The following is a 21,517-nucleotide window of genomic DNA, read 5'->3' on the forward strand; positions in this document are numbered from 1 at the left end:
TATAGGGGATCCCAAGGGCGCCCTGGCCAAGCTCTGCATCCCCCTGCGTAAGGTAGTAGCTCACCGAATAGACCGGGTTGTTGCCGCTGATATCACCGCTGCGCAGCGTTAGGTCGATCGATGTGAGACCGTCGGGAACACCGTCGTCGCAGACCTCCAAGGGATCGGGCTCTGCAAAAACTGGCAAAGGGTGGACTGTAAACTCGACCGAACTACTATTCGGACAAACACCTGTTGTGATGTATTCTATCGTATAAGTCTCTCCTGGCGTACCGTTTGTAACATCACCTGTATTAATATCTATTACTGCCGCATCAGGAGGTAAAGGATTAAAACTAAACGTACCGCCCATTGTACCCGTTAGCGTGACCAAACCACCATCGCAGGTCGGCGCTACTGTAAAGCTCGCATCGTCTATAGCTAAAGTATCAAAATCCAAGCTCTGCGTTTCGGAACACACACCGCTTGTTGTATAGCTTATTGTATAAGTAGTTCCAGGTGTTCCACCCGTAACTTCTCCTGTAACTGGATCGATTACTGCACTGTCCGTTGGCAATACTACAAAAGTAAATACTCCGCCAGGAGTGCCTGTTAGCGTAACAGTACCTCCATCACAAGTTGGTGTTACTGTAAAGCTCGCATCATCAGCATCTATGACCGTAACATCCTGGGTCGAGAACTGAGGGCATGCACCCGATGTTGTATATTCAACTGTATAAGTAGTACCAGATACACCATTAGTAACTGTACCTGTTGCGGCATCTATAACTGCAGCATCAGTGGGGATTGGATTAAATGCAAAGGTTCCACCTGCATCACCAGTTACGGTCGCTGTGCCTCCATCACAAGTAGCCGTCATTATAAAACTCGGATCATCAAACGTGAGTACCGTTAAAATCTCGGTGCTAGACGATGGGCAAACACCTGTAGTCGTGTAACGAATCGTATAGCTCGCACCTGGTTGAGCACCTGTCACTTCACCAGTCCCAGTATCGATTACTGAACCGTCCATAGGATCGGGCTCAAACGTAAATATACCACCTATTGTACCTGTTACTGTTGCTGTACCTCCATCGCAGCTTGGATTAAGGTTAAAGGTTGCATCATCAAGGGTTAAAACACTAAATGTTTGAGAACTCGTTGAAGGGCAAATTCCGTTAGTTGTATATTCTATTGTATAACTTGTTCCTGATGTGCCTCCAGTAACTTCACCTGTATTAACATCAATAACCGCGGCATCAGTAGGTACTGGATTAAATGTGAATGTTCCACCTACAGTACCAGTAATATTTATGGTTGCACCATCACAGGTAGGAGTAATATTAAAAGACGAATCATCGCTTGGGTTCACAATAAGATTAAATACGGCATTAACAGATGCATTATAGCAACTAGAGTCCCCTATACTCTCAACTCTTACAAAAATTGGCTGAGGATTAATTGTATTAGGGAATGGACTTGATAAAGCCCCTACATCTCCATCAGCATCTGCAAAACTTAAATGATAAGTTACTTCAAAATCTGAAGGGTTCTGAGCTCCAAGAATACCTAAAGTCTGTGACTCTAAATTAAACAATTCAGTACCGTCATTCAATCCGTCGTCACACAGTTCAAGATTACCGACTGGATTAATAACTGGCTGTCCTGAAAGACCTAATGTAAAAGGGAAAACCTCATTACATCCAGATGTTAAATATTCAATTCTTACATAAATAGTTTCTCCATCTGTTCCAGAATAGTTATTGGTATCTACAATTTCGCCGACATCATTCTCTGCATCTAATTGACTGTTATGATAAGTTACAACCAAATCACCAGCGTTAGGTGCACTTGCAGTAACAATGGGAGTATTTATTTCTAAATCAAAGATGTAGGGTGCCGAACCTGGATCACAAATTACGAGATTATTTGGTAATTCAGTTATTAATTCAGGTAATACATCGATACAAACCTCTTCGGTATATTCGCAACCAAAATCATCAGTAACTCTATATGTATAGCAATATTGACCAGCATCTGGAGGTGTAACAGTGATTACATTTCCAGTTGTATTAGTTATTGTAGGATCTGCATCCCAAGCTTCGGATGTAATTGTTGGTGTAAAGGATAATAAGGGCGGTTGCAAAGATGGATCAAACTCTAAACTCCAGAAGAAAATAGTCCCATCATCTACTGGTATATTATCCGTTATTATTATGGTCCAATCGCCATTGATAGGACTTCCAATAAAATCATCGAAATTACCAACCGGCAAATACGTTCCAGGTTCCCAAGAGTTATTAGGCGGATTAGATCCTGCTATGACCGTATTTGCATTTTGAAGTAATGTTGTTGCATCCATGGAAAAACAATAATCTGCCCCAACACCAGGAACGCCATTGTCATTATTGTCAGCTCCTCCAAAATATATACCACCACCTGCTTGAGCAAATAATTGAACCTGGACACCGCTTGGGCTTTCTAAAAAGATATCTAAATCCCCAGAAAATGAGTGTTCAATATTCAAACATACTGAGGCTATTTGACTACCATCAACGATTACTTCTGAATCATCGTAACAATTTTCAACTATTGTACCAGATGTGTAACTAACGCCATTTCCATCTGGTAAGCTAGTCTGAGAACCGACAGCTGGAGTACAATCAAAAATAAATTCTGTTGGCATCGCAGAACCTGTAATAGTCGTACTTTCACCATAGCACAATGTTGAATTTGCAGCTTGAGTAACAGAAAAATCAGGTTCAGTTCCAACTTGTATTATTTGATCAAGTACATTATTACTAGAACACCCTTGAGGATCAGCACTAAAATTATCATCTCTAACTATTAAATTAACTAAATATACTCCTGGAGTATCGTAGGAGTGTACTACTGTTTGTCCACTATCAGTAGTATTATCACCAAAGTCCCACTCATAGGTCGCACCTGTTGGATCATCTGAAAAAATACCGCCACCTGTAAAAGTAATATCGTCACCTGGGCAAACTTTAATAGCGCCGTCCATATCAGCAGCAGGTATGGTATTATCAATTTGAGCTGTGATATTTTGACATGGCTCAAGACAAGAAATTGTGGCCTCCCATCCTGGTGTAGCCGCCGCACCATCTGATGTAAACTCTATAGTAAGACATCCCGAAGGATTAATAGCTGGTGTGGCTGTTACAAAGCCAGGGTTATTTACGCCATCATAGGTCCCTAGTAGTGTGGCCGTGGTATCATCACCATTGTATATACTCATTGTATCTGCTCCAGCTTGAGTGGCAAAAAAATCAAAGTTTAATTGCACCATAAATCCCGGTGTATCGGGACATATGGTCAAAACCAGATTCTCGTTATTACCGTATTGGCCAAACTCTCCACCAGAATCATAAAAAGTACCCGAACATTGATTAAATGTTCCGTTTTGCATATTTAAATCTTGCGAAAATCCTATACTAGTGATTAAAATTGTTATAAGGGCTAGTAATTTATTTTTCATTATTTTTTTATTTAAACAACTTGTTGTTCTATTCAAATTGAGACTTTATAATAATTACATAAGACGTATTGTCAATTCTTACGTATTGACTGAGTTTACCATAAAAATTGAATTGATATTTGAGAGGATTAAAGTTTTCTAAATCAATAGTTTGGTCTCTTTTGATATCCATATAAACATCAAATATTGGAATCTCCGAAAGCTTCTTGAGTTTAGAAAGATCTTTATTTTTGAGTTCTACTATCTCAAACCTGTTTCTTAAAATATGTTTGGTATCCTTTAAACGTTGAGGAATACTAAAAATATATTTTTCTGCAGCGTCTTCACCATACACCTCAATTATCATTGCCTTTTCTTCAATAGATAGTGCATCATCAATATTTTTGGGATAATTAACAAATTTTTGATGATCTTGGGAGATAGTTAGATTAATACTGAATAGGAAAGTACAAAATACAATGGTCAGTCTTTTCATATTTAAATAATTTTGAACGTGGAAAGTAATAAATTTATGATAACTTAACAGTAATTTAATCTATTAAATATAGCATTTCGTCTATATAACAAATTTAAATCTGAATCTCCTACCCTAGCCATACTATTTTTATTGCTTATCTTTGCAGTTCTATTTCAGGTATACTGATTATCTGATCAAATAAATACAATTTAATTATGAAAATCGATAGCGATTTTAATGATATTGATGCTTTAGGAGATAGTCACATAGGTACTTCTAGTGACACACCTATGCGACAAGATGCTTTTAAATTATCTAATGAAGAAAAAATAGATATCATTAAAGATGATGTAAGACATATAATGGAAACTTTAGGTCTTGATCTTAGTGATGATAGCCTTAGTGGCACACCTAATAGAGTTGCAAAGATGTTTGTTAATGAAATCTTTGGTGGCTTAGATCCAGATAAAAAACCAAGTGCCTCAACATTTGAAAATAAATACAAGTATGGTGAAATGCTCGTAGAAAAAAACATCACTGTTTATTCTACTTGTGAACACCACTTACTCCCAATCGTTGGTAAAGCTCATGTTGCATATATTTCTAGCGGGAAAGTCGTTGGTCTTTCTAAGATGAATAGAATCGTAGATTATTTTGCTAAGCGCCCTCAAGTACAGGAGCGCCTTACCATTCAAATTGTAAGGGAATTGCAAAGTGTTTTAAATACAGAAGATGTAGCTTGCGTTATAGATGCTAAACATCTTTGCGTTAATTCTCGCGGCATTAGAGATGTTGATTGCAGTACCGTAACTTCAGAGTTTGGCGGAAAATTCAAAGAAAAGGAAACGCGAAGAGAATTCTTGGATTACATTCAACTAGATACGCAATTTTAGCTTGTTTAATCTGTGTTAGTTCTTTAGCTTTGTTCAAATATTTATTGAAACAAGCTCTATGCCTCTTTACGATTCACAAACCATAAAAATTTACAACTCTTTAACAGGAGAAAAGGAAGTATTTGCCCCAATTACCGAAGGCAATGTAGGCATGTATGTATGTGGACCAACTGTATATAGTAATGTGCATCTAGGCAATGTAAGGACTTTTATGTCTTTTGATATGGTTTACAGATACCTAAAACATTTAGGGTATAAAGTACGGTATGTTAGAAATATTACCGACGCTGGCCACTTAGAAAATGATGCCGACTCAGGTGAAGACAAAATCACTAAAAAAGCGCGTTTAGAACAAATAGAACCTATGGAGGTTGTACAACGCTATACTTTAGATTTTCATAATGTATTAAAGACTCTTAATTTTCTACCACCAAGTATAGAACCTACGGCTACAGGTCATATCATAGAACAAATAGAACTAGTCAAAACCATTATTGATAACGGATTTGCTTACGTCGTTAATGGCTCCGTGTATTTTGATGTTCATAAATTTAATAAAGTAAAAGAGTATGGAAAGTTAAGCAAACGAAAGCTTGAAGACCTCATACACAATACCAGAGTTCTCGACGGACAATCTGACAAGAAAAATCCGCAGGATTTTGCACTTTGGAAGCGTGCGGAACCACAACATATAATGCGCTGGCCTTCACCATGGGGTGACGGTTTTCCTGGTTGGCATTTAGAATGTACAGCCATGAGTACAAAGTATCTGGGCGATAAATTTGATATTCATGGTGGTGGTATGGACTTAAAATTTCCACATCACGAATGTGAAATTGCCCAGAATGAAGCTGCAAAGGGTTGTTCTCCAGTTAACTATTGGATGCACGCCAATATGCTTCATCTCAATGGACAACGTATGGCTAAAAGTACCGGTAATACTGTAAATCCCCATGAATTACTTTCTGGCGATAATGATTTTTTCAGTAAAGCATATTCGCCAAGTGTTATTCGTTTCTTTAACGCTCAGTCGTCTTACAGAAGTATTTTAGACCTTACAGATGATGGTTTACTGGCAAGTGAAAAAGGTTATAATAGACTTATGGAAGCGATTAATACGCTTGATACTTTAAATTCTGGAAATGTTTCAACATTTAATGTTTCAGAATGGCGACAAAAGTGTTACGATGCCATGAATGATGATTTTAACTCACCTATTCTTATTGCTCATCTTTTTGAAGCTTCAAAATTGGTTAATCAAATTAAAAATAATAAGGCTTCACTAACTTCTAATGACCTAGAAATTTTAAAGAAAACTATGAACGACTTCGCATTTAATGTGCTTGGTTTGGTTAATGTTGTCAAAGAAGATTCTAGTGCCGATAAATTATCTGGTGCAGTTGAAATTTTAATTAATCTCAGAAATGAAGCAAGACAGAATAAAGATTTTGCTTTATCAGACAAGATAAGAAATGAACTCGCTGACGTTGGAATTCAGTTAAAGGACAGTAGGGAAGGCACAACATTTACGACCAATAATTAATCGTGAAAAAACTGCTTACATATCCTTTTTTGTTCTTAATCAAAATCTATCAAATCTTTATTTCTCCTATCACTCCCGCTACATGCAGATACCAACCAACATGTTCGCATTATGCTAAAGAGGCTTTGGAAGTACATGGTCTTTTTAAGGGTGGTAAATTAGCTTTGAAACGTATTTTCAGTTGTCATCCATGGGGTGGAAAAGGTTATGATCCTGTACCTGACAAGGATGACAACTGAAAATTTTTCCCGCACACCTTCTCGCCCATTCGCTTAAAATGTACACCGTACATTTTCGTTTTCGCTCTGTCGCCCTGGGGTGGAAAAGGTTATGATCCTGTACCACCAAAAGACGATTAATATAACGTTAATCTCGTTTTCAATCGTTTTCAAAATAGTATATTTACGCCATAAAGTAAACATCTATGCAATTATTACAGATTGATTGGAATCCTATTAAATCTATCGATTTAGGTTTTTTCGAACTTCATTTTTATAGCCTTATGTGGATTATAGCTTTTGTACTAGGCTTCTACATTACTAAGCGCATATGGAAAAACGAAAATCAAACTAGCGACACCTTAGATTCTTTATTTATTTACTCGGTTTTAGGTATTATGATTGGAGCGCGATTGGGGCATGTTATCTTTTATCAACCTGAATTGTTTAAAGAAGACTTCTTTAGTATCTTTTTGCCATTTAGTTTTAAGGACGGTATTCGTTTTACAGGTTTTGCAGGCTTGGCAAGCCACGGCGCGGCAATTGGAATGATTATTTCGATGTATCTTTTTAATAAGAGAGTCTTAAAGAAGACCGTGCTTTGGATGCTGGATCGCATAGTTATTGCTACTGCTCTAGGTGCTGTTTTTGTGAGAATAGGCAATTTTATCAATTCGGAAATTGTTGGTACTAAAACAGATAGTGTTTTCGGTGTCGTATTTAAACAAAATGGTGAGAATTTTGCACGGCACCCTGCTCAATTGTATGAGGCTTTTTGTTACATTTTTGTGTTTTTGGTTTTGTTTTATTTCTATTGGAAAACCAATAAAGCTAAACAAGAGGGATTTTTGTTTGGTCTGTTCCTTGTTTTTCTGTGGACCATTAGATTTTTTATAGAGTTTGTTAAGGAAGCTCAAGTTGAAGGACGCGATGACTACGTTTGGTTTATGAATACAGGACAGGTGCTTAGTGTACCTTTTATTTTAATTGGTCTTTATTTTATGTTTGTTTACAAACCTAAAAAAGCAATGGAATAATGCAGTTTCGTTTATCCTGCAAATACATATTTTTAGTTGTCGGCCTAATCTTACTAGTTAGCTGTGAAGATCAAAAGACGGTAAAAACAGAAGATAAAATTGTGGTCAGTTTTAAGAAGGAAGGTGTTTTACACCTAAAAAAATCCGGCTCTGATTCTATTACAAAGACATTGGATATTGAAATTGCCGATAATGAATATGAGACTCAAACAGGTTTAATGTATAGAACCGAACTTGGTATACAACAAGGTATGCTATTTGTATTTCCTGATATGCAAATGCGCAGTTTCTATATGAAGAACACTAAAATTCCTTTAGATATTATTTATATAGGCGAAGACAAAACCATAGTAAGTTTTCAGAAAAACACTAAACCTTTTGATGAAACATCACTTCCCTCTGAAGTCCCTGCCAAATATGTTTTGGAAATCAACGCAGGACTTTCTGATGAATGGCAACTCGAGGTTGGTGATACGATTGAGTTTTCTAAATCTTAATTAACTTCTTTGTTAGATTTAAACCGATATCATCATTAGATATTTTTAGAAAGTATTGTGCACTCTCTAGATGATCGATTGAGCTAATAGTGATCTGTTCGTTAAGGTCTGTATAAGCTTTTTCAAAAATCAATCGACCACTCAAATCATAAATTCTAATATCGATAGAGCTTCCTAACATCATAACTGGTATGTCAATTGTAATAGCACTTTTAAATGGGTTAGTCAGTACCTTTATATCGTTAATACCGATGTCATTAACACTAAGTATATTTCCATCTACTCCGTCACAATTCTCATCTATTCCATTTCCCTCAGAATCCGCTGCTCCCGGGTTAATTTGATTATTTGAATCGTTACAATCTAAACCATTATCTGCATAACCAAAAGGAGGAATATTGGAACAATCTTCTATAGAACTATTAGGATCACCAAAGCCATCACCATCTAAATCTTCGTAAAATGTTGTTGGTGGCTGTCCTTCAGCAGTAACAGTTACACAAACATCTTGCGTATATTCACACCCAAATTCATCCATAGTTCTAAACGTGTAACAATGTTCTCCTGCAGTTGGTGGGTCAACTGTAATTGTATTGTCATTAGTTTCAACTATGCTTGGGTCTACATCCCAACTTTGTGAAATTATTGATGGTATATATTCAAAATCTTCTTGGGGCACACTTTCATCAAAATTGAGCTCCCAAGAAAAAATATAACCATTATCTATGGCAAGATTGTCTACAATCCTGATACACCATTCCCCATTTAAAGGACTGCCCAATAAAGCATCAAAATTCTCAAAAGGGAGATATGTACCAGGTATCCAAGAATTAGCTGGAGGATTAGTACCATTTATTTCTGTTGGAGCGTCTGCTAACAAAGTCGTAGCACTCATTGAGAAGCAGTAATTTTCGCCTTCACCAGGATTTAATGACTCATCATCATTAGCACCTCCAAAATATGTACCTCCACCAGCTTGGGTAAATAACTCGATTTCTTGACCACTTGGGCTCTGAATAAAAATATCTAAATCACCCGAATAAGAATGTTCCATATTCAAACAAATATCAAAAATCTGAGAAACATCAGTCAGAACCGCATTATCATCAAAACATGTTACATTGATACATGTACTATAAGCCGCGCCGCTACCATCTGGCAAAAAGGTTTCTTCACTTTCAGGTGGTGGGCAATTGTAAAACAAAGTCAATGGACTTGCCACACCTTCAATTGTTGTAGTATCTCCAAAACACAATGTACTATCAGCTGCTTGGGTTCCTGTAAAATCTGGTCTACCAGAAACACGCACAATCTGATTTATGGTATTTGTATTGGGACAACCATCCATAAAATTGTCCATGTTGGTATCTCTAATATCCAAATTCACTAAATAAACACCTGGCGTATCATAGGACACATTAATACTCTCACCCAAAGCATTTGTCCCATCGCCTAAGTCCCAACTATAGCTAGCTCCAGTTCCATCATTTTCAAAAATCCCACTACCATTAAAGCTAATATTATCGCCAACACAAACTTCAATTACACCCTCTGCGTTAGCAACCGGAAGTGTAGAGTCTATCTGTGCGGTTATATCTTGACAAGGCATGGTACATGATATTTCGGCTGCCCATCCTGATCCATTCCCAGAATCATTGGAAATAAACTCAATGGTTAGGCAACCTGTTGGATTGTTAAAACCTGCAAAAACTAGACCTGGAGACATTGCGCCTGAATAGATGCCTACGATTTCGGAGGTATTATCACTACCATCATATATGGTCATAATATCTATATTAAGCTGGGTAGAAAATTCTGTAAAATCTAGCTTTACCCTTTGCCCTACTTCTTCTGGACAAATTGTGAACACAAAATCTTCATTATTGCCATAATTTGAAAATTCACCACCAGAATCATAAAATAATCCTGTACAAGCATTTATGGTTCCATTTTGCATTAATACGTCTTGACTAAAACCTATCAATGAAGTAATGCAAAATAAGAAGAGTAGTGTTTTTCTCATGGTAATTGATTGGATTGGAAATTATAAGCATAAGGTATGGTTTTTTCCTACTCCTTTCTGATTAGACGGATAAAAAGTAAAAAGTCGCGTTCAATGACAAAAAAGCCTTTCTTTTCAGAAAGGCTTTTTTAATCCATATTAGAAACCGACAATTATTCTTCGTCTTCTTCTTTTACTTTTTTCTTGAGTGACTCTGCCGCATCACCTTTTTTAGCTGTATCATACATTAATGGTGTTGCGATGAACATCGAAGAATAGGTACCGACAATAACACCTACGATTAAAGCAAACAATAATCCTCTTAAGGAGTCCGCTCCAAAAATGAACATCGCCAATAATACCACTAAGGTTGTCACCGACGTATTTAAGGTTCTACTTAATGTACTATTTAATGATGCATTGATTGTTTTTCCAAATTCCCAAGATGTATGCTCGTTTAGGAATTCTCTAATTCTATCGAATACAACCACGGTATCATTAAGCGAGTAACCTATTACTGTTAAGATTGCTGCGATAAATGCTTGGTCTATTTCCATACTGAATGGCATAAACTTCCATGTTAAAGAGAATATACCCAACACTATTAAAACATCATGGAAAACCGCAGCAACAGCTCCCAATGAAAACTGCCATCTTTTAAATCTGAATAAGATATATAGGAAAACCACTACTAAAGACCCTAAAACAGCCCAAAAGGACGATTTTTTAATATCATCTGCAATAGTTGGACTCACTTTGCTCGATAACATCTTACCTATTTTTGCCTCGCCAGAACCATCTTGAAACTGTGTGTAAGTCATTCCGTCTGGTAAGTAAGGTTTTAAAGCTTCAAAAAGTTTTTCTTGTACTTCATCATCAGCTTCTACCGAGTTATCTTCTACCTTATATTTTGTAGAGATTTTTAATTGGTTTGCAGCGCCAATAGTCTTTACTTCTGCGCTTCCAAAAACCGCTGGATCATTTAATACATTGGTAATTTCTTCAGTACTAACAGGTTGTTCAAATCGTACTTGGTAAGTTCTACCACCAACAAAATCAATACCTTGGTCCAATCCTGTAGTGAATAAAGACCCTAAACTTGCTGCAAGTAGTACTCCAGAAATCACGTAAGCAATCTTACGCTTCTTTAAGAAGTTAATATTAACATTCTTAAATAAGCCCTTTGTCATTGCTGTAGCAAAATCCAAAGTTCCTCCTCTATTCGCCCACCAATCAATCAACAAACGTGTAATAAATATAGCTGTGAACAATGAGGTTAAAATACCGATGATTAATGTTGTTGCGAAACCTTTAATTGGACCTGTGCCAAATACAAATAGAATTAATGCAGTTAAACCCGTAGTAATGTTTGCATCTAAAATTGAAGATAGTGCGTTAGCGAAACCATCTTTAATTGATTCTTTTTGCGATTTCCCTTTGGCCAACTCTTCACGGATACGCTCAAAAATAAGTACATTGGCATCTACCGAAATACCAATGGTTAATACGATACCTGCAATACCTGGCAAGGTTAATACTGCCCCTAAGCTGGCCAGCACACCAAAGATCAATAAGATATTGAGCAATAGTGCAACATCAGCAAAAATACCGGCTTTACCGTAATAGAAAATCATCCAGATTAAAACGAAGGCTAAGGCTATAAGGAAGGATTTCATTCCGCTGTCAATAGCCTCTTGCCCTAGTGATGGACCTACCTCATCGGCTTGGACAATTTCTGCTGATGCTGGTAATTTACCAGCTCTTAACACATTGGCTAAATCTACAGCTTCTGTTAAAGAGAATGCACCGGAAATTTGTGAATTTCCACCAGAAATTGGCCCAGAAGTTACACTTGGTGCTGAATACACAATATCGTCTAAGACAATGGCAATATAACCTTGGGTTTCGTATGCTACTTTAGTCATTTCTTCCCAAGTTTTAGCCCCTTTTGCATTCATCTGCATACTTACAGCCGGTCTACTAATTTGGTCGTAATCTTGTCTTGCATCAGTTATAACGGCACCACTCAATTGAGGCATACCATCTCTATTGCTTTTTATGGCATAAAGTTCTGAAAATTCAGAATCCTTCGCCTGAATGCCCCAAACAAATTTAGCATAACGCATTTCTGAAGGCAATTTTGCTCTATTCTGTGGCGCATTAAGTGCCTCTAAGACTTTCTTTTTATCCTTGGCTAAGAATCTCGCTATTACCGGTCCACCTCCAATACTCTGAATCCCTAGCGGATTAATATCTGCAACATTGGTAGTATCTGCTTCAATTTGCCCTGTTAATTCATCAATAGTACTCGTGGTAGAATCTTGTTCTACTTCATTTACCTCGGTCTCATCTGCTTCATCTTCAGTTTCTTTTGCTGCGTCAACCATGGCTTGGTTTACTTGGGCTACATAAGGAAATAATTCTTCTGTTTTGTAAGTGTCCCAAAACTGTAACTGCGCAGTTTTAGTAATGATATCTACCACACGCTTCTTGTCTCTGGCTCCTGGTAATTCTATAAGTATACGACCTGAGTTTCCTAAACGTTGAATATTTGGTGACGAAACTCCAAAACCGTCGATACGATTACGTAATACTTCAAATGCAGAGACTATAGACTCATCTATTTTTTTCTCTAAAACACTTTTAACTTCATCATCTGACATATCAAATTTTATGTCATCGCTCAAATCACGATTGGCAAAGATATCTGGCGAGGCCAATTTTGTATCGCCTTTAATCGCGTCGAAGGCTCTAAAAAACGATTCCAAATACGATTCTTGAGCGTTTTTTTGTAGCTCCTCTGCATCGGCCAAAGCTTTATTAAATACCGGATCCTTACTATTATTAGCTAATCCCTTTAGTATATCCTTTACAGAAATCTGGATAATGGCATTAATACCACCTTTGAGATCCAGACCCAATTTCATGGCGTTACTTTCTACCTCATTATAGTTATATTGAGATATTAATAAATCATAGACTTCAATGGACTCGGACTTCTCACCTACCTGAATCTTGGATGTCTTTAAAGAATCTAAGTAATCTATTTCGGCTTGGGTTCTTAAATCTTGGTAATCCTTTACTGTTTCGTCGTACTTAGCGATAGCAGCTACTTTAGCCTCGTCTTCAATTTGGTTAGCTTTAAATGTAAAAGACAACTGGTAAATACTTACCAAACCAAATAACAGCGCAAACAGTTTAATTATTCCTTTGTTTTGCATTTTGTTTTGTTTTACGTCTAATTTTTAACGCGCAAATATAGAATTTACACTAGAATCAGACATTCATTTTTAATGTTTTTATATAGTTTTTTGCTTTTTTTGATTGAATGAAAAGCTTGTTGGAAGTTAATGGGAATTATTTAAGATAATAGATATTCCCCAACTAAGACCCAAGGTCCTGCTCTTACTTCTGGAGTCTTGTAAGAATGATTTTCTAATGATAGGTCGCGATTGACTGCCTTTATTGCAACTTTGACCCACTGACTTATGAGTTCTGAATTGGTTTGTTTACCAAATGTATTCTTCTTAAGGTTGTTGAACCTATCACTTTTTTGGTTGATTTCTACAATCTGCACACCTTCAAAATCCCAATCAGAAGTGTTACTCTTCTTTTTGATTTCTGAAACATTAAGCTTGTAGTCTTTTGAATCATTTTCGGTAGGAGTTTCGTTTGGATACCGACTACCAAAATCGTAAGCTAGTTTGAAACTTTCCAAGTCAGATAGGATACCTTGAATTTCCTTTACATCTGTAGTACTATAATAGGTTATTTTGAGATTGCCCTCTTGGTCTTCACCGACTTGTGTTTGCTCTACACCTATAGAGCGGAGTTTCAATTTAATCGATTCAATAGCTTTCTGAGTTTCATTTTCGCTAATCTCTGAATTGGAAAACTGTACTACTATCTGCTGGTTGGGCGCAACGGAATTCTCTAAATACCTAAGAAAAAAGGTGATTAGAATAATTAAAATGCCAAAATGTAGTTTGGATTTCATCCCGCAAATATAGAAAATTAAGATCGACTAAACCTATTCATTTTCAATCTTAGACATTTTCACAAACTTTAGTTTAGGTATTCTCTGTTGAGAATCTAAGATATAAGATAGACTAAGCGCTTCTTCTAACGTGAAATCACCAGCAATTTGACTATGGCCTCCCTCTATAGGGCCTGCTGAAACCATTGGTGCAGAATGAACAATATCGTTCAATACAATAGCGATCTTTGTTTGGTTTAGGTATGCCTCATTAGTCATTTTATACCATTTGTGTGCTCCATATTCGTTCATTCTAATACTTATCGCAGGTCTACCTATTTGATCGTAGTCTTGTTTTGCTTCAATAATATGAGATTCGTCGATTGGCGCCCTTTTTTCATGATAAGTATTAACGCCATACATTGTTACGGTACTATCTGAAGTTTTTCCAAATAAGAATGCTAAATCTCTATACTCATCTTCTAAAGGCAATGCTTTTATACTTTTATCATTTAATAATTGTCTAATATTTATAGTGTCAGTAATAGAAAACACAGGTAATCCATCGTAAGCCATGCCTTTTACTAAAGAAGAAAATGGTTTAGAAATACTATCATTTTTAAGTTGGCGATCTACTTCCAACATAAAAGAAATTAGCTTCTCTTTGGTAGCACATGACCAAAAACCTAATTTCCCTTCATTTTCAACTATATTGTTTACACTCTCTATATCAAAATCTCCTCTAAGTTTTATTACAATTTGATTTTGTGAGTTACTAACCACTTCAACATATCGAGTGTATTTTGTTATGCGCTTTTTAATAACATCGGTGGTTTTTACGATATCTCCTTCAGTAACTTTTTCTTGATTAACAAAAGCGTAAGTAATCTCATATTGTTCTGTTCTTAATAAATTATTACACGAGTGCAATAAGACAATTGCTACTACAAATAGACATTTTTTCATATCTCTAAACTAAACAAAAAAGGCTGTATATCTACAGCCTTTTTATATTAACACTAATATATCTATGTATTATGTATCCAAAAGTCCGTTGGTTTTTTTAACACCTTCGGCACTTTCTGCTAGATGCGCTTTTTCAGCATCGCTCAGTGGTACATCAACAATCTTTTCTATACCATTTCGTCCTAAAATTACTGGTACACCAATGCAAAGATCGCTTAGTCCATATTCGCCATCCAATAACGTAGAACAAGGAAACATTTTTTTCTGGTCGCAGGCTATGGCCTGTGCTAAAGCACTTACGGCAGCACCTGGAGCGTACCAAGCAGATGTTCCTAACAATTTTGTTAAAGTTGCACCACCAACCTTTGTATCTTCCTTTACTTGATTTAAGCGCTCCTCTGAAATAAATTCTGAAACATTAATACTGTTTCTAGTTGCATGGGACGTTAATGGCACCATCCCTTTGTCGCTATGACCACCAATTACCATACCATCTATGTCGCTAATTGGTGCATCCAGTGCTTCAGCTAATCTGTATTTAAACCTTGCTGAGTCTAATGCGCCTCCCATTCCTATTATTTTATGCTTTGGCAAATCCGTAGTTTTATGTGCTAAATAGGTCATTGTATCCATTGGATTACTTACAACGATGAGAATTGTATTTGGGGAATGCTCAACCAAACTAGCAGAAACCGATTTTACAATACCTGCATTTATACCAATCAATTCCTCGCGAGTCATTCCTGGCTTACGTGGAATACCCGAAGTAATAACACAAATATCACTATTTGCTGTTTTAGAATAATCGTTAGTACTTCCTGTAATTTTAGTATCAAATCCGTTTAGGGAAGCACACTGCATTAAATCCATGGCTTTACCTTCTGCATAACCTTCTTTAATATCTAAAATGACTACTTCTGAAGCAAAATTTTTGATTGCAATATATTCTGCACAACTTGCGCCTACTGCACCAGCGCCAACTACGGTTATTTTCATTTTCTTTTTATTTTAAAGCGTTAAAAATTCGACTACAAAATTAAGGCTTTAAGGTCAAAATTCAATGACTTATGTCATAGTATTGCTAAATAAAAAAGTAGCTTTAAAAGCTACTTTCATTTTATAAAACTAAAGTTTCAATGTTTTACCTAAATCCAAAATTGACACCCACTGAAAATACATCAAATTCTGAGAGATGGTATTCTGCATTCAACCTAAAAAATCCTAATTTTAATTTTGCGCCTAAAGTACCTCTAACTGCTGAAACATCACTTGATACTGAAAAAGGATCAACTATAGTTTCGGTAATTAAGATCCCATCAGTAACCCTGTAGCTTCCTAAAAGATCAGATTCAGATTTTCCAGTTATATAACCTAATCCACCATAGATATTGAATATTGGGAGCTTTGTAGAAACTGCTAACTGAAACAACCATGTGTTGGTATTGTTGTCTATTCTTTGATTTTCACCTTCAATTCCTGAAGATTCCGTAATGTCATAAGAACCATCTAAGTGGTTATAAGCTATTAGTCCAGACAATGCTACTGGCCACAATTTGTCCGCAGGCAACCATTCTGTAAATTCTAACTGAAGGGCAGCACCGTACATGCTCAAATTAACATCATCTGTATCAATCTTTGGAAAATATCTTGCTTTTACCTCAATACCACTTCCTAAACCAACGGCGCCTTGCAAAAAAGCGGTTGGTAATAAGTTAGCACTTTGATCTCCAATTCCTTGTGGTAATTCTAATTGCACTGTTTGTGATCCAAAAATAGGGTCATCGTATTCTACTTCGACAAAAATTACTGGATCATTTTCACCCAGAACAGAAGCCACATTCTGCACGCTTGGACCTTGTACAAATTGGACATTCTCATATTCTGAAGTATTCATACTAAAGAATTTATCTTCATCATTAACTAAAGCGGCATTGGCAACCAGAGAGATCTCAAAGCCTCCAAGAGGTTTCACTTTTGCAGAATTAAACCAATTGGCATTCATACTATGTATGAGGCCGTTAGTCCCAGGTGCTAAGTAATCATTGGCAAACCGTCTTGCATCCTCTACACCCGCAGCAAGTAGAACATCTATATCGTTTTGTGCCTTTGCAGTAAATAAAGATGCGAATAGAGCAACAAATAAAACTATTTTTTTCATTTGGGTTAAGTTTAAATTTGAAGTTCAAATATAATAAAATACTATCAAAAAACGCATTTTATCGTTATAAATTGCATTTCAACGAATTTTAAAATAAAAAAACAGCTACGGTTATACGTAGCTGTTTTATGAATGATTCCTGTAAATTATTTACTTAAGCATCTATATTAGCATAAATTGCATTTTTCTCAATAAACTCCCTACGTGGTGGTACTTCATCGCCCATGAGCATAGAGAATATGCGGTCGGCCTCTCCTCCATTGTCAATTTGCACCAAACGCATTGTTCTAAACTCTGGATTCATGGTTGTATCCCAAAGCTGCTCAGCATTCATTTCACCTAGACCTTTATAGCGCTGTATTTTAGCTCCATCACCAAATTGTCCTATAATCTCGTCGCGTTCTTTATCGGACCATGCATATTGTTTCTTAGCGCCTTTTTTAACCAAATATAATGGTGGAGTTGCTATATACACATGACCATTCTCTATCAGTTCTTTCATATATCTGAAGAAGAACGTTAAAATCAATGTGGCAATATGACTACCATCTATATCGGCATCACACATAATCACTATTTTATGGTATCTTAATTTTGAAAGATTCAAGGCCCTAGGATCTTCTTCAGTTCCTATGGTAACTCCTAGTGCTGTAAAAATATTTTTAATTTCTTCATTTTCAAATACTTTGTGCTGCATGGCTTTTTCTACATTAAGAATTTTACCTCTTAACGGTAATATTGCCTGAAACGCTCTATCTCGACCTTGCTTGGCTGTCCCACCTGCAGAGTCTCCCTCCACTAGGAATACTTCACATTTAGTAGGATCTTGCTCAGAACAGTCCGATAATTTACCGGGTAACCCCCCTATACTCATTGGCGATTTGCGCTGCACCATCTCTCGTGCTTTTTGAGCGGCATGACGTGCTTGTGCTGCAAGAATTACTTTCTGAACAATGGTCTTGGCGTCTTCTGGATGTTCTTCCAAGTAGTCTGTTAACATCTCAGAAACTGCTTGGGATACTGATGCTGAAACTTCCCTATTCCCCAGTTTGGTCTTGGTCTGTCCTTCAAACTGAGGCTCAGCTACTTTTACAGAAACGATAGCTGTTAAACCTTCTCTAAAATCATCTCCTGAAATATCAAATTTCAGCTTATCTAACATCCCTGAGTTGTCTGCATATTTCTTTAAGGTATGTGTTAATCCTCGACGGAAACCAGAAAGGTGTGTTCCTCCTTCGTGAGTATTAATATTGTTGACATAAGAATGTAGATTCTCTGCATAGGAGGTATTGTAAACCATAGCTACCTCAACAGGTACGCCATTCTTTTCACCTTCAAAGGATATGACATCCTTCATTAATGGTTCGCGATTGCCATCCAAAAACTTCACAAATTCAGGCAACCCATTTTCGGAATAGAAAGTTTCACCTTCAAACGACCCATCTTCTTTCTTATGACGACTATCTACAAGATGAATAGTAATTCCCTTATTTAAGTATGCCAATTCTCTCATACGACTTGCCAAGGTATCGTAATTATATTCCAATGTAATTTGGAAAATCTCTGGATCTGGTTTAAATGTTACAATGGTACCTGTCCTATCGGATGATCCCACAACTTTAACGGGATACATGGTTTTACCACGTTCATATTCTTGCTCCCAAATTTTACCTTCACGATGCACCGTGGCTTTTAAGTGCTCAGATAGGGCATTAACGCAACTCACACCTACACCATGCAATCCACCAGACACTTTGTAAGAATCCTTATCGAACTTGCCTCCTGCACCAATTTTAGTCATTACAACTTCTAAAGCTGAAACGCCTTCTTTTTTGTGTAGGCCAACAGGTATTCCTCTACCATCATCTTCTGTAGTGATAGAATTATCCTCATTTATGGTTACTGTTATATTATCGCAATATCCTGCTAAGGCTTCGTCGATAGAGTTATCCACTACCTCATAAACCAAATGATGCAACCCTCTTACACCAACATCACCTATGTACATTGATGGACGCATACGGACGTGCTCCATCCCTTCCAAGGCCTGGATACTGTCAGCACCATATTGCTTTTTGTTTTCTTCGCTCATAATTATATTTAATCTTGATTTTCTATTTATTTTACACAAAAAAAGACGCTTTTTGCGCCTCTTCTGAGTACATACAAATATACGAAATAACAAAGCTCATTTAAAGCTTTTTATCGACTTTATGCAATAATTATTAACAATTGTTAAAAACACAAAAGTGTCTTAAAACGGCTAAAAAGTGTCTTAAAATGAATTTTATCTTTTTTTATTATTATCAAAAAGCAGTAATTAGCAAAAATTGCTTATAAGTTGTCTTTTTGCTTATAAAAAATTGAACTCGGCATCAATTTCTTCTAGATTTATATCAAAACCCTTCAATAGTTCTGACTCCGCATAATGTACATCTTCCATGATCATTTTCACAAAGTTGAACATGTGCAGCGTACCCTCTTCTGTGGTCTGATTGATTTCAAAGATACCATTACTAACGGTTTGTCCAAAATCATTATAGAATTGTACGGAAGTATATAGATTATTCAACGATTCTGATAGTTCTAAATCAAAATCTTTCATCAAACCTGACTGAACAGCTGTTTGAAAGGAAGCTGTCCGTAATCTAAATATACGATGCCCTTTCCAGAAGCCTAAAGGATTGGTTTTAGTGGTTTTCATCGTTTCAGTATCCAATGTCCTTAGAGTATCTCTCAACATATTATGATAAGGAAACACAGCTTCAATGTGTTCTTTGTTCGCTTGAATTTCTTTTTTAATACTAGTGAGTATCTGAAATTTCGCTTCTTCTGCTTTTATCTTATCATTCCAATTGTTGATCTGAAGTGCTATAAGAATACCAACTACCACTAGGAATATTTCTCCAATAGCATATTTGAAATATGCCGCTGTTTTATTCTCCATAATTAGGTTTTGACGAATTTTTCGAAAGAATTTAATCATGAGCTTACGAATACCTTAAAATTTGTCAAGATTAAACTTAACTATTCATAAATGTAATAAAATGTTATGAAACAATAGTTTTACAAAATACAGAAACCAAAAAAGACATGCTCAAAATTTACTGGCTCAAAATGCTTGGATAATTACATATCAATTCGTTATGAAAATAGCTATATAAAACTTATCTTACAAAGTAAAAACTGCTTAATGACAAGATCAATTATTTGTGCGACAGCATTGATTTTTCTGACTCTTTTTACACATGCTCAAACAGAGGATAAATTTGTTGAAAGCAGACCCACATTCATAGGTATAACCTTAGATTATGGGTCTTTATTAAAACATGCACCATCTTTACGTGAAATTCCTGATGCCTATCCTTCTGGTATTGGAATCGACTGGAGCAAACTTCTACTTACACAACGCGCATGGGATTTTTGTAGTTGCTTTCCTAAAGTTGGTGTAAATCTCTCCTATTGGAGTTTTGACAACCCCGATGTGTTAGGCAATGGCGTTATTGCCATGGGTTATGTTGAACCGTACTTTAGAACTCAAAAGCGAACAAATCTATTTTTTCGAATGGGCATTGGAGGTGCATATCTTACGCAACCTTTTGATGCCATAACCAATCCTTTGAATGAATCTTACAGTACCGATCTTAGCTTTGCCTTATTAGTTGGACTTGGGATCAACTACCGTCTCAACGAAAAGCTTAATCTTCGTTTCTCAGCCAATTACAACCACACCTCTAATGGTGGTGTAAGTACGCCAAATAAAGGTCTCAATTTTCCTTCACTTAGTGTTGGTGTTAATTCAAGTTTTGAGGATGTGGTATTCCCTAATTTAAAAAAGATTGGAAAACGACAACCTCCTGATGATAAAGACCGAATATATGTGGCACATTTCTCTGGATGGAGCAATGCTGCTGTTGGTGATAAAGACAAATTCTACGTTTTTGGTTTTACCGGAAAATATAGCAGATGGATAGGTGGTAGAAGTGCACTAACTGGCGGTACAGAATTAATATTTGATTTCTCAAGACGAGAGCAAATTAAGCTAGATAATGCTGATGCCAGCTTTGTTCAAGCCGCTGCCTTAGTCGGTCACGAATTCTGGCTTGGACGTGTTACCTTTAGCCAAGAATTAGGTATATATTACTTTAATGACTATCGCATTAATGATGATGTTTACCAACGCTATGGCTTAAACTACCATTTTAAGAACAATCTCTTTTTTGGCTTTAATTTGAAAGCCCACAGACACATCGCCGATTTTTTTGATTTAAGAATCGGCTATAAGTTCTAAA

General features: G+C 36.4%; 16 protein-coding genes. 6 read left to right on the forward strand and 10 right to left on the reverse strand.

What is annotated here, in order from left to right; all coding sequences use genetic code 11:
• On the reverse strand, positions 1 to 3,478 hold a 3,478-nt coding region (locus Q0972_RS00005; protein WP_299360981.1), incomplete at its 3' end, for a PKD domain-containing protein.
• Positions 3,479 to 3,506: 28 nt separating this feature from the next.
• Positions 3,507 to 3,953: a hypothetical protein gene (locus Q0972_RS00010; protein WP_299360984.1), complete on the reverse strand. Its 447-nt coding sequence runs from the start codon at positions 3,951 to 3,953 to the stop codon at positions 3,507 to 3,509.
• 197 nt (positions 3,954 to 4,150) lie between these two features.
• On the opposite strand from Q0972_RS00010, the gene folE reads away from it, so the two are divergent.
• The 5 genes from folE (at position 4,151) to Q0972_RS00035 (ending at position 8,123) form a co-directional block, all read left to right on the forward strand.
• Positions 4,151 to 4,828 (forward strand): GTP cyclohydrolase I FolE, encoded by a 678-nt coding sequence (gene folE, locus Q0972_RS00015; RefSeq protein ID WP_299360985.1) that lies wholly within the window; start codon positions 4,151 to 4,153, stop codon positions 4,826 to 4,828.
• A gap of 58 nt (positions 4,829 to 4,886) precedes the next feature.
• Entirely contained in the window at positions 4,887 to 6,371 is a 1,485-nt protein-coding gene (gene cysS, locus Q0972_RS00020; RefSeq protein WP_299360988.1) for a cysteine--tRNA ligase, read from the forward strand.
• Positions 6,372 to 6,373: 2 nt separating this feature from the next.
• Positions 6,374 to 6,610 carry a membrane protein insertion efficiency factor YidD gene (gene yidD / locus Q0972_RS00025; protein ID WP_299360991.1) on the forward strand — a complete coding sequence of 79 codons (237 nt, stop codon included), beginning with the start codon at positions 6,374 to 6,376 and terminating at the stop codon, positions 6,608 to 6,610.
• Positions 6,611 to 6,795: 185 nt separating this feature from the next.
• The gene (lgt, locus tag Q0972_RS00030; RefSeq protein WP_299360994.1) at positions 6,796 to 7,626 is read left to right on the forward strand and encodes a prolipoprotein diacylglyceryl transferase; all 831 of its coding nucleotides are present in this window, start codon (positions 6,796 to 6,798) and stop codon (positions 7,624 to 7,626) included.
• Positions 7,626 to 8,123, forward strand: a complete 498-nt coding sequence (locus Q0972_RS00035; protein ID WP_299360996.1) for a DUF192 domain-containing protein — start codon at positions 7,626 to 7,628, stop codon at positions 8,121 to 8,123. The genes lgt and Q0972_RS00035 overlap by 1 nt, the downstream gene beginning before the upstream one ends.
• Here Q0972_RS00035 and Q0972_RS00040 read toward each other — a convergent pair.
• The 8 genes from Q0972_RS00040 to Q0972_RS00075 all read right to left on the reverse strand — a co-directional run bounded on the left by Q0972_RS00040 (position 8,113) and on the right by Q0972_RS00075 (position 20,172).
• Positions 8,113 to 10,146 (reverse strand): PKD domain-containing protein, encoded by a 2,034-nt coding sequence (locus tag Q0972_RS00040; RefSeq protein WP_299360998.1) that lies wholly within the window; start codon positions 10,144 to 10,146, stop codon positions 8,113 to 8,115. The two genes, Q0972_RS00035 and Q0972_RS00040, sit on opposite strands and share 11 nt — an antisense overlap.
• Positions 10,147 to 10,298: 152 nt before the next feature.
• Positions 10,299 to 13,346: a protein translocase subunit SecDF gene (secDF, locus tag Q0972_RS00045; protein WP_299361001.1), complete on the reverse strand. Its 3,048-nt coding sequence runs from the start codon at positions 13,344 to 13,346 to the stop codon at positions 10,299 to 10,301.
• A 140-nt stretch (positions 13,347 to 13,486) separates the two neighbouring features.
• Complete coding sequence (locus Q0972_RS00050; protein WP_299361004.1) at positions 13,487 to 14,122, reverse strand: hypothetical protein; 636 nt, start codon at positions 14,120 to 14,122, stop codon at positions 13,487 to 13,489.
• A gap of 33 nt (positions 14,123 to 14,155) precedes the next feature.
• Positions 14,156 to 15,067, reverse strand: coding sequence for a hypothetical protein (locus Q0972_RS00055; RefSeq protein ID WP_299361007.1), 912 nt, complete (start codon positions 15,065 to 15,067; stop codon positions 14,156 to 14,158).
• 69 nt (positions 15,068 to 15,136) lie between these two features.
• Positions 15,137 to 16,063 (reverse strand): malate dehydrogenase, encoded by a 927-nt coding sequence (locus tag Q0972_RS00060; RefSeq protein ID WP_299361010.1) that lies wholly within the window; start codon positions 16,061 to 16,063, stop codon positions 15,137 to 15,139.
• Between the two features lie 145 nt (positions 16,064 to 16,208).
• Positions 16,209 to 17,225 carry a DUF6588 family protein gene (locus Q0972_RS00065; RefSeq protein WP_299361013.1) on the reverse strand — a complete coding sequence of 339 codons (1,017 nt, stop codon included), beginning with the start codon at positions 17,223 to 17,225 and terminating at the stop codon, positions 16,209 to 16,211.
• A gap of 154 nt (positions 17,226 to 17,379) precedes the next feature.
• Positions 17,380 to 19,317, reverse strand: coding sequence for a DNA topoisomerase (ATP-hydrolyzing) subunit B (gene gyrB, locus Q0972_RS00070; protein WP_299361016.1), 1,938 nt, complete (start codon positions 19,315 to 19,317; stop codon positions 17,380 to 17,382).
• A 261-nt stretch (positions 19,318 to 19,578) separates the two neighbouring features.
• Positions 19,579 to 20,172: a DUF6090 family protein gene (locus tag Q0972_RS00075; protein WP_367182385.1), complete on the reverse strand. Its 594-nt coding sequence runs from the start codon at positions 20,170 to 20,172 to the stop codon at positions 19,579 to 19,581.
• A gap of 246 nt (positions 20,173 to 20,418) precedes the next feature.
• Here Q0972_RS00075 and Q0972_RS00080 point away from each other — a divergent pair, with 246 nt between their 5' ends.
• On the forward strand, positions 20,419 to 21,516 hold the full coding sequence (locus tag Q0972_RS00080; protein WP_299361023.1) for an acyloxyacyl hydrolase: 1,098 nt from the start codon (positions 20,419 to 20,421) through the stop codon (positions 21,514 to 21,516).
• Position 21,517 lies beyond the last annotated feature (1 nt).

The organism is Winogradskyella sp. (genome assembly GCF_028282165.1).
Classification (GTDB): Bacteria; Bacteroidota; Bacteroidia; order Flavobacteriales; family Flavobacteriaceae; genus Winogradskyella.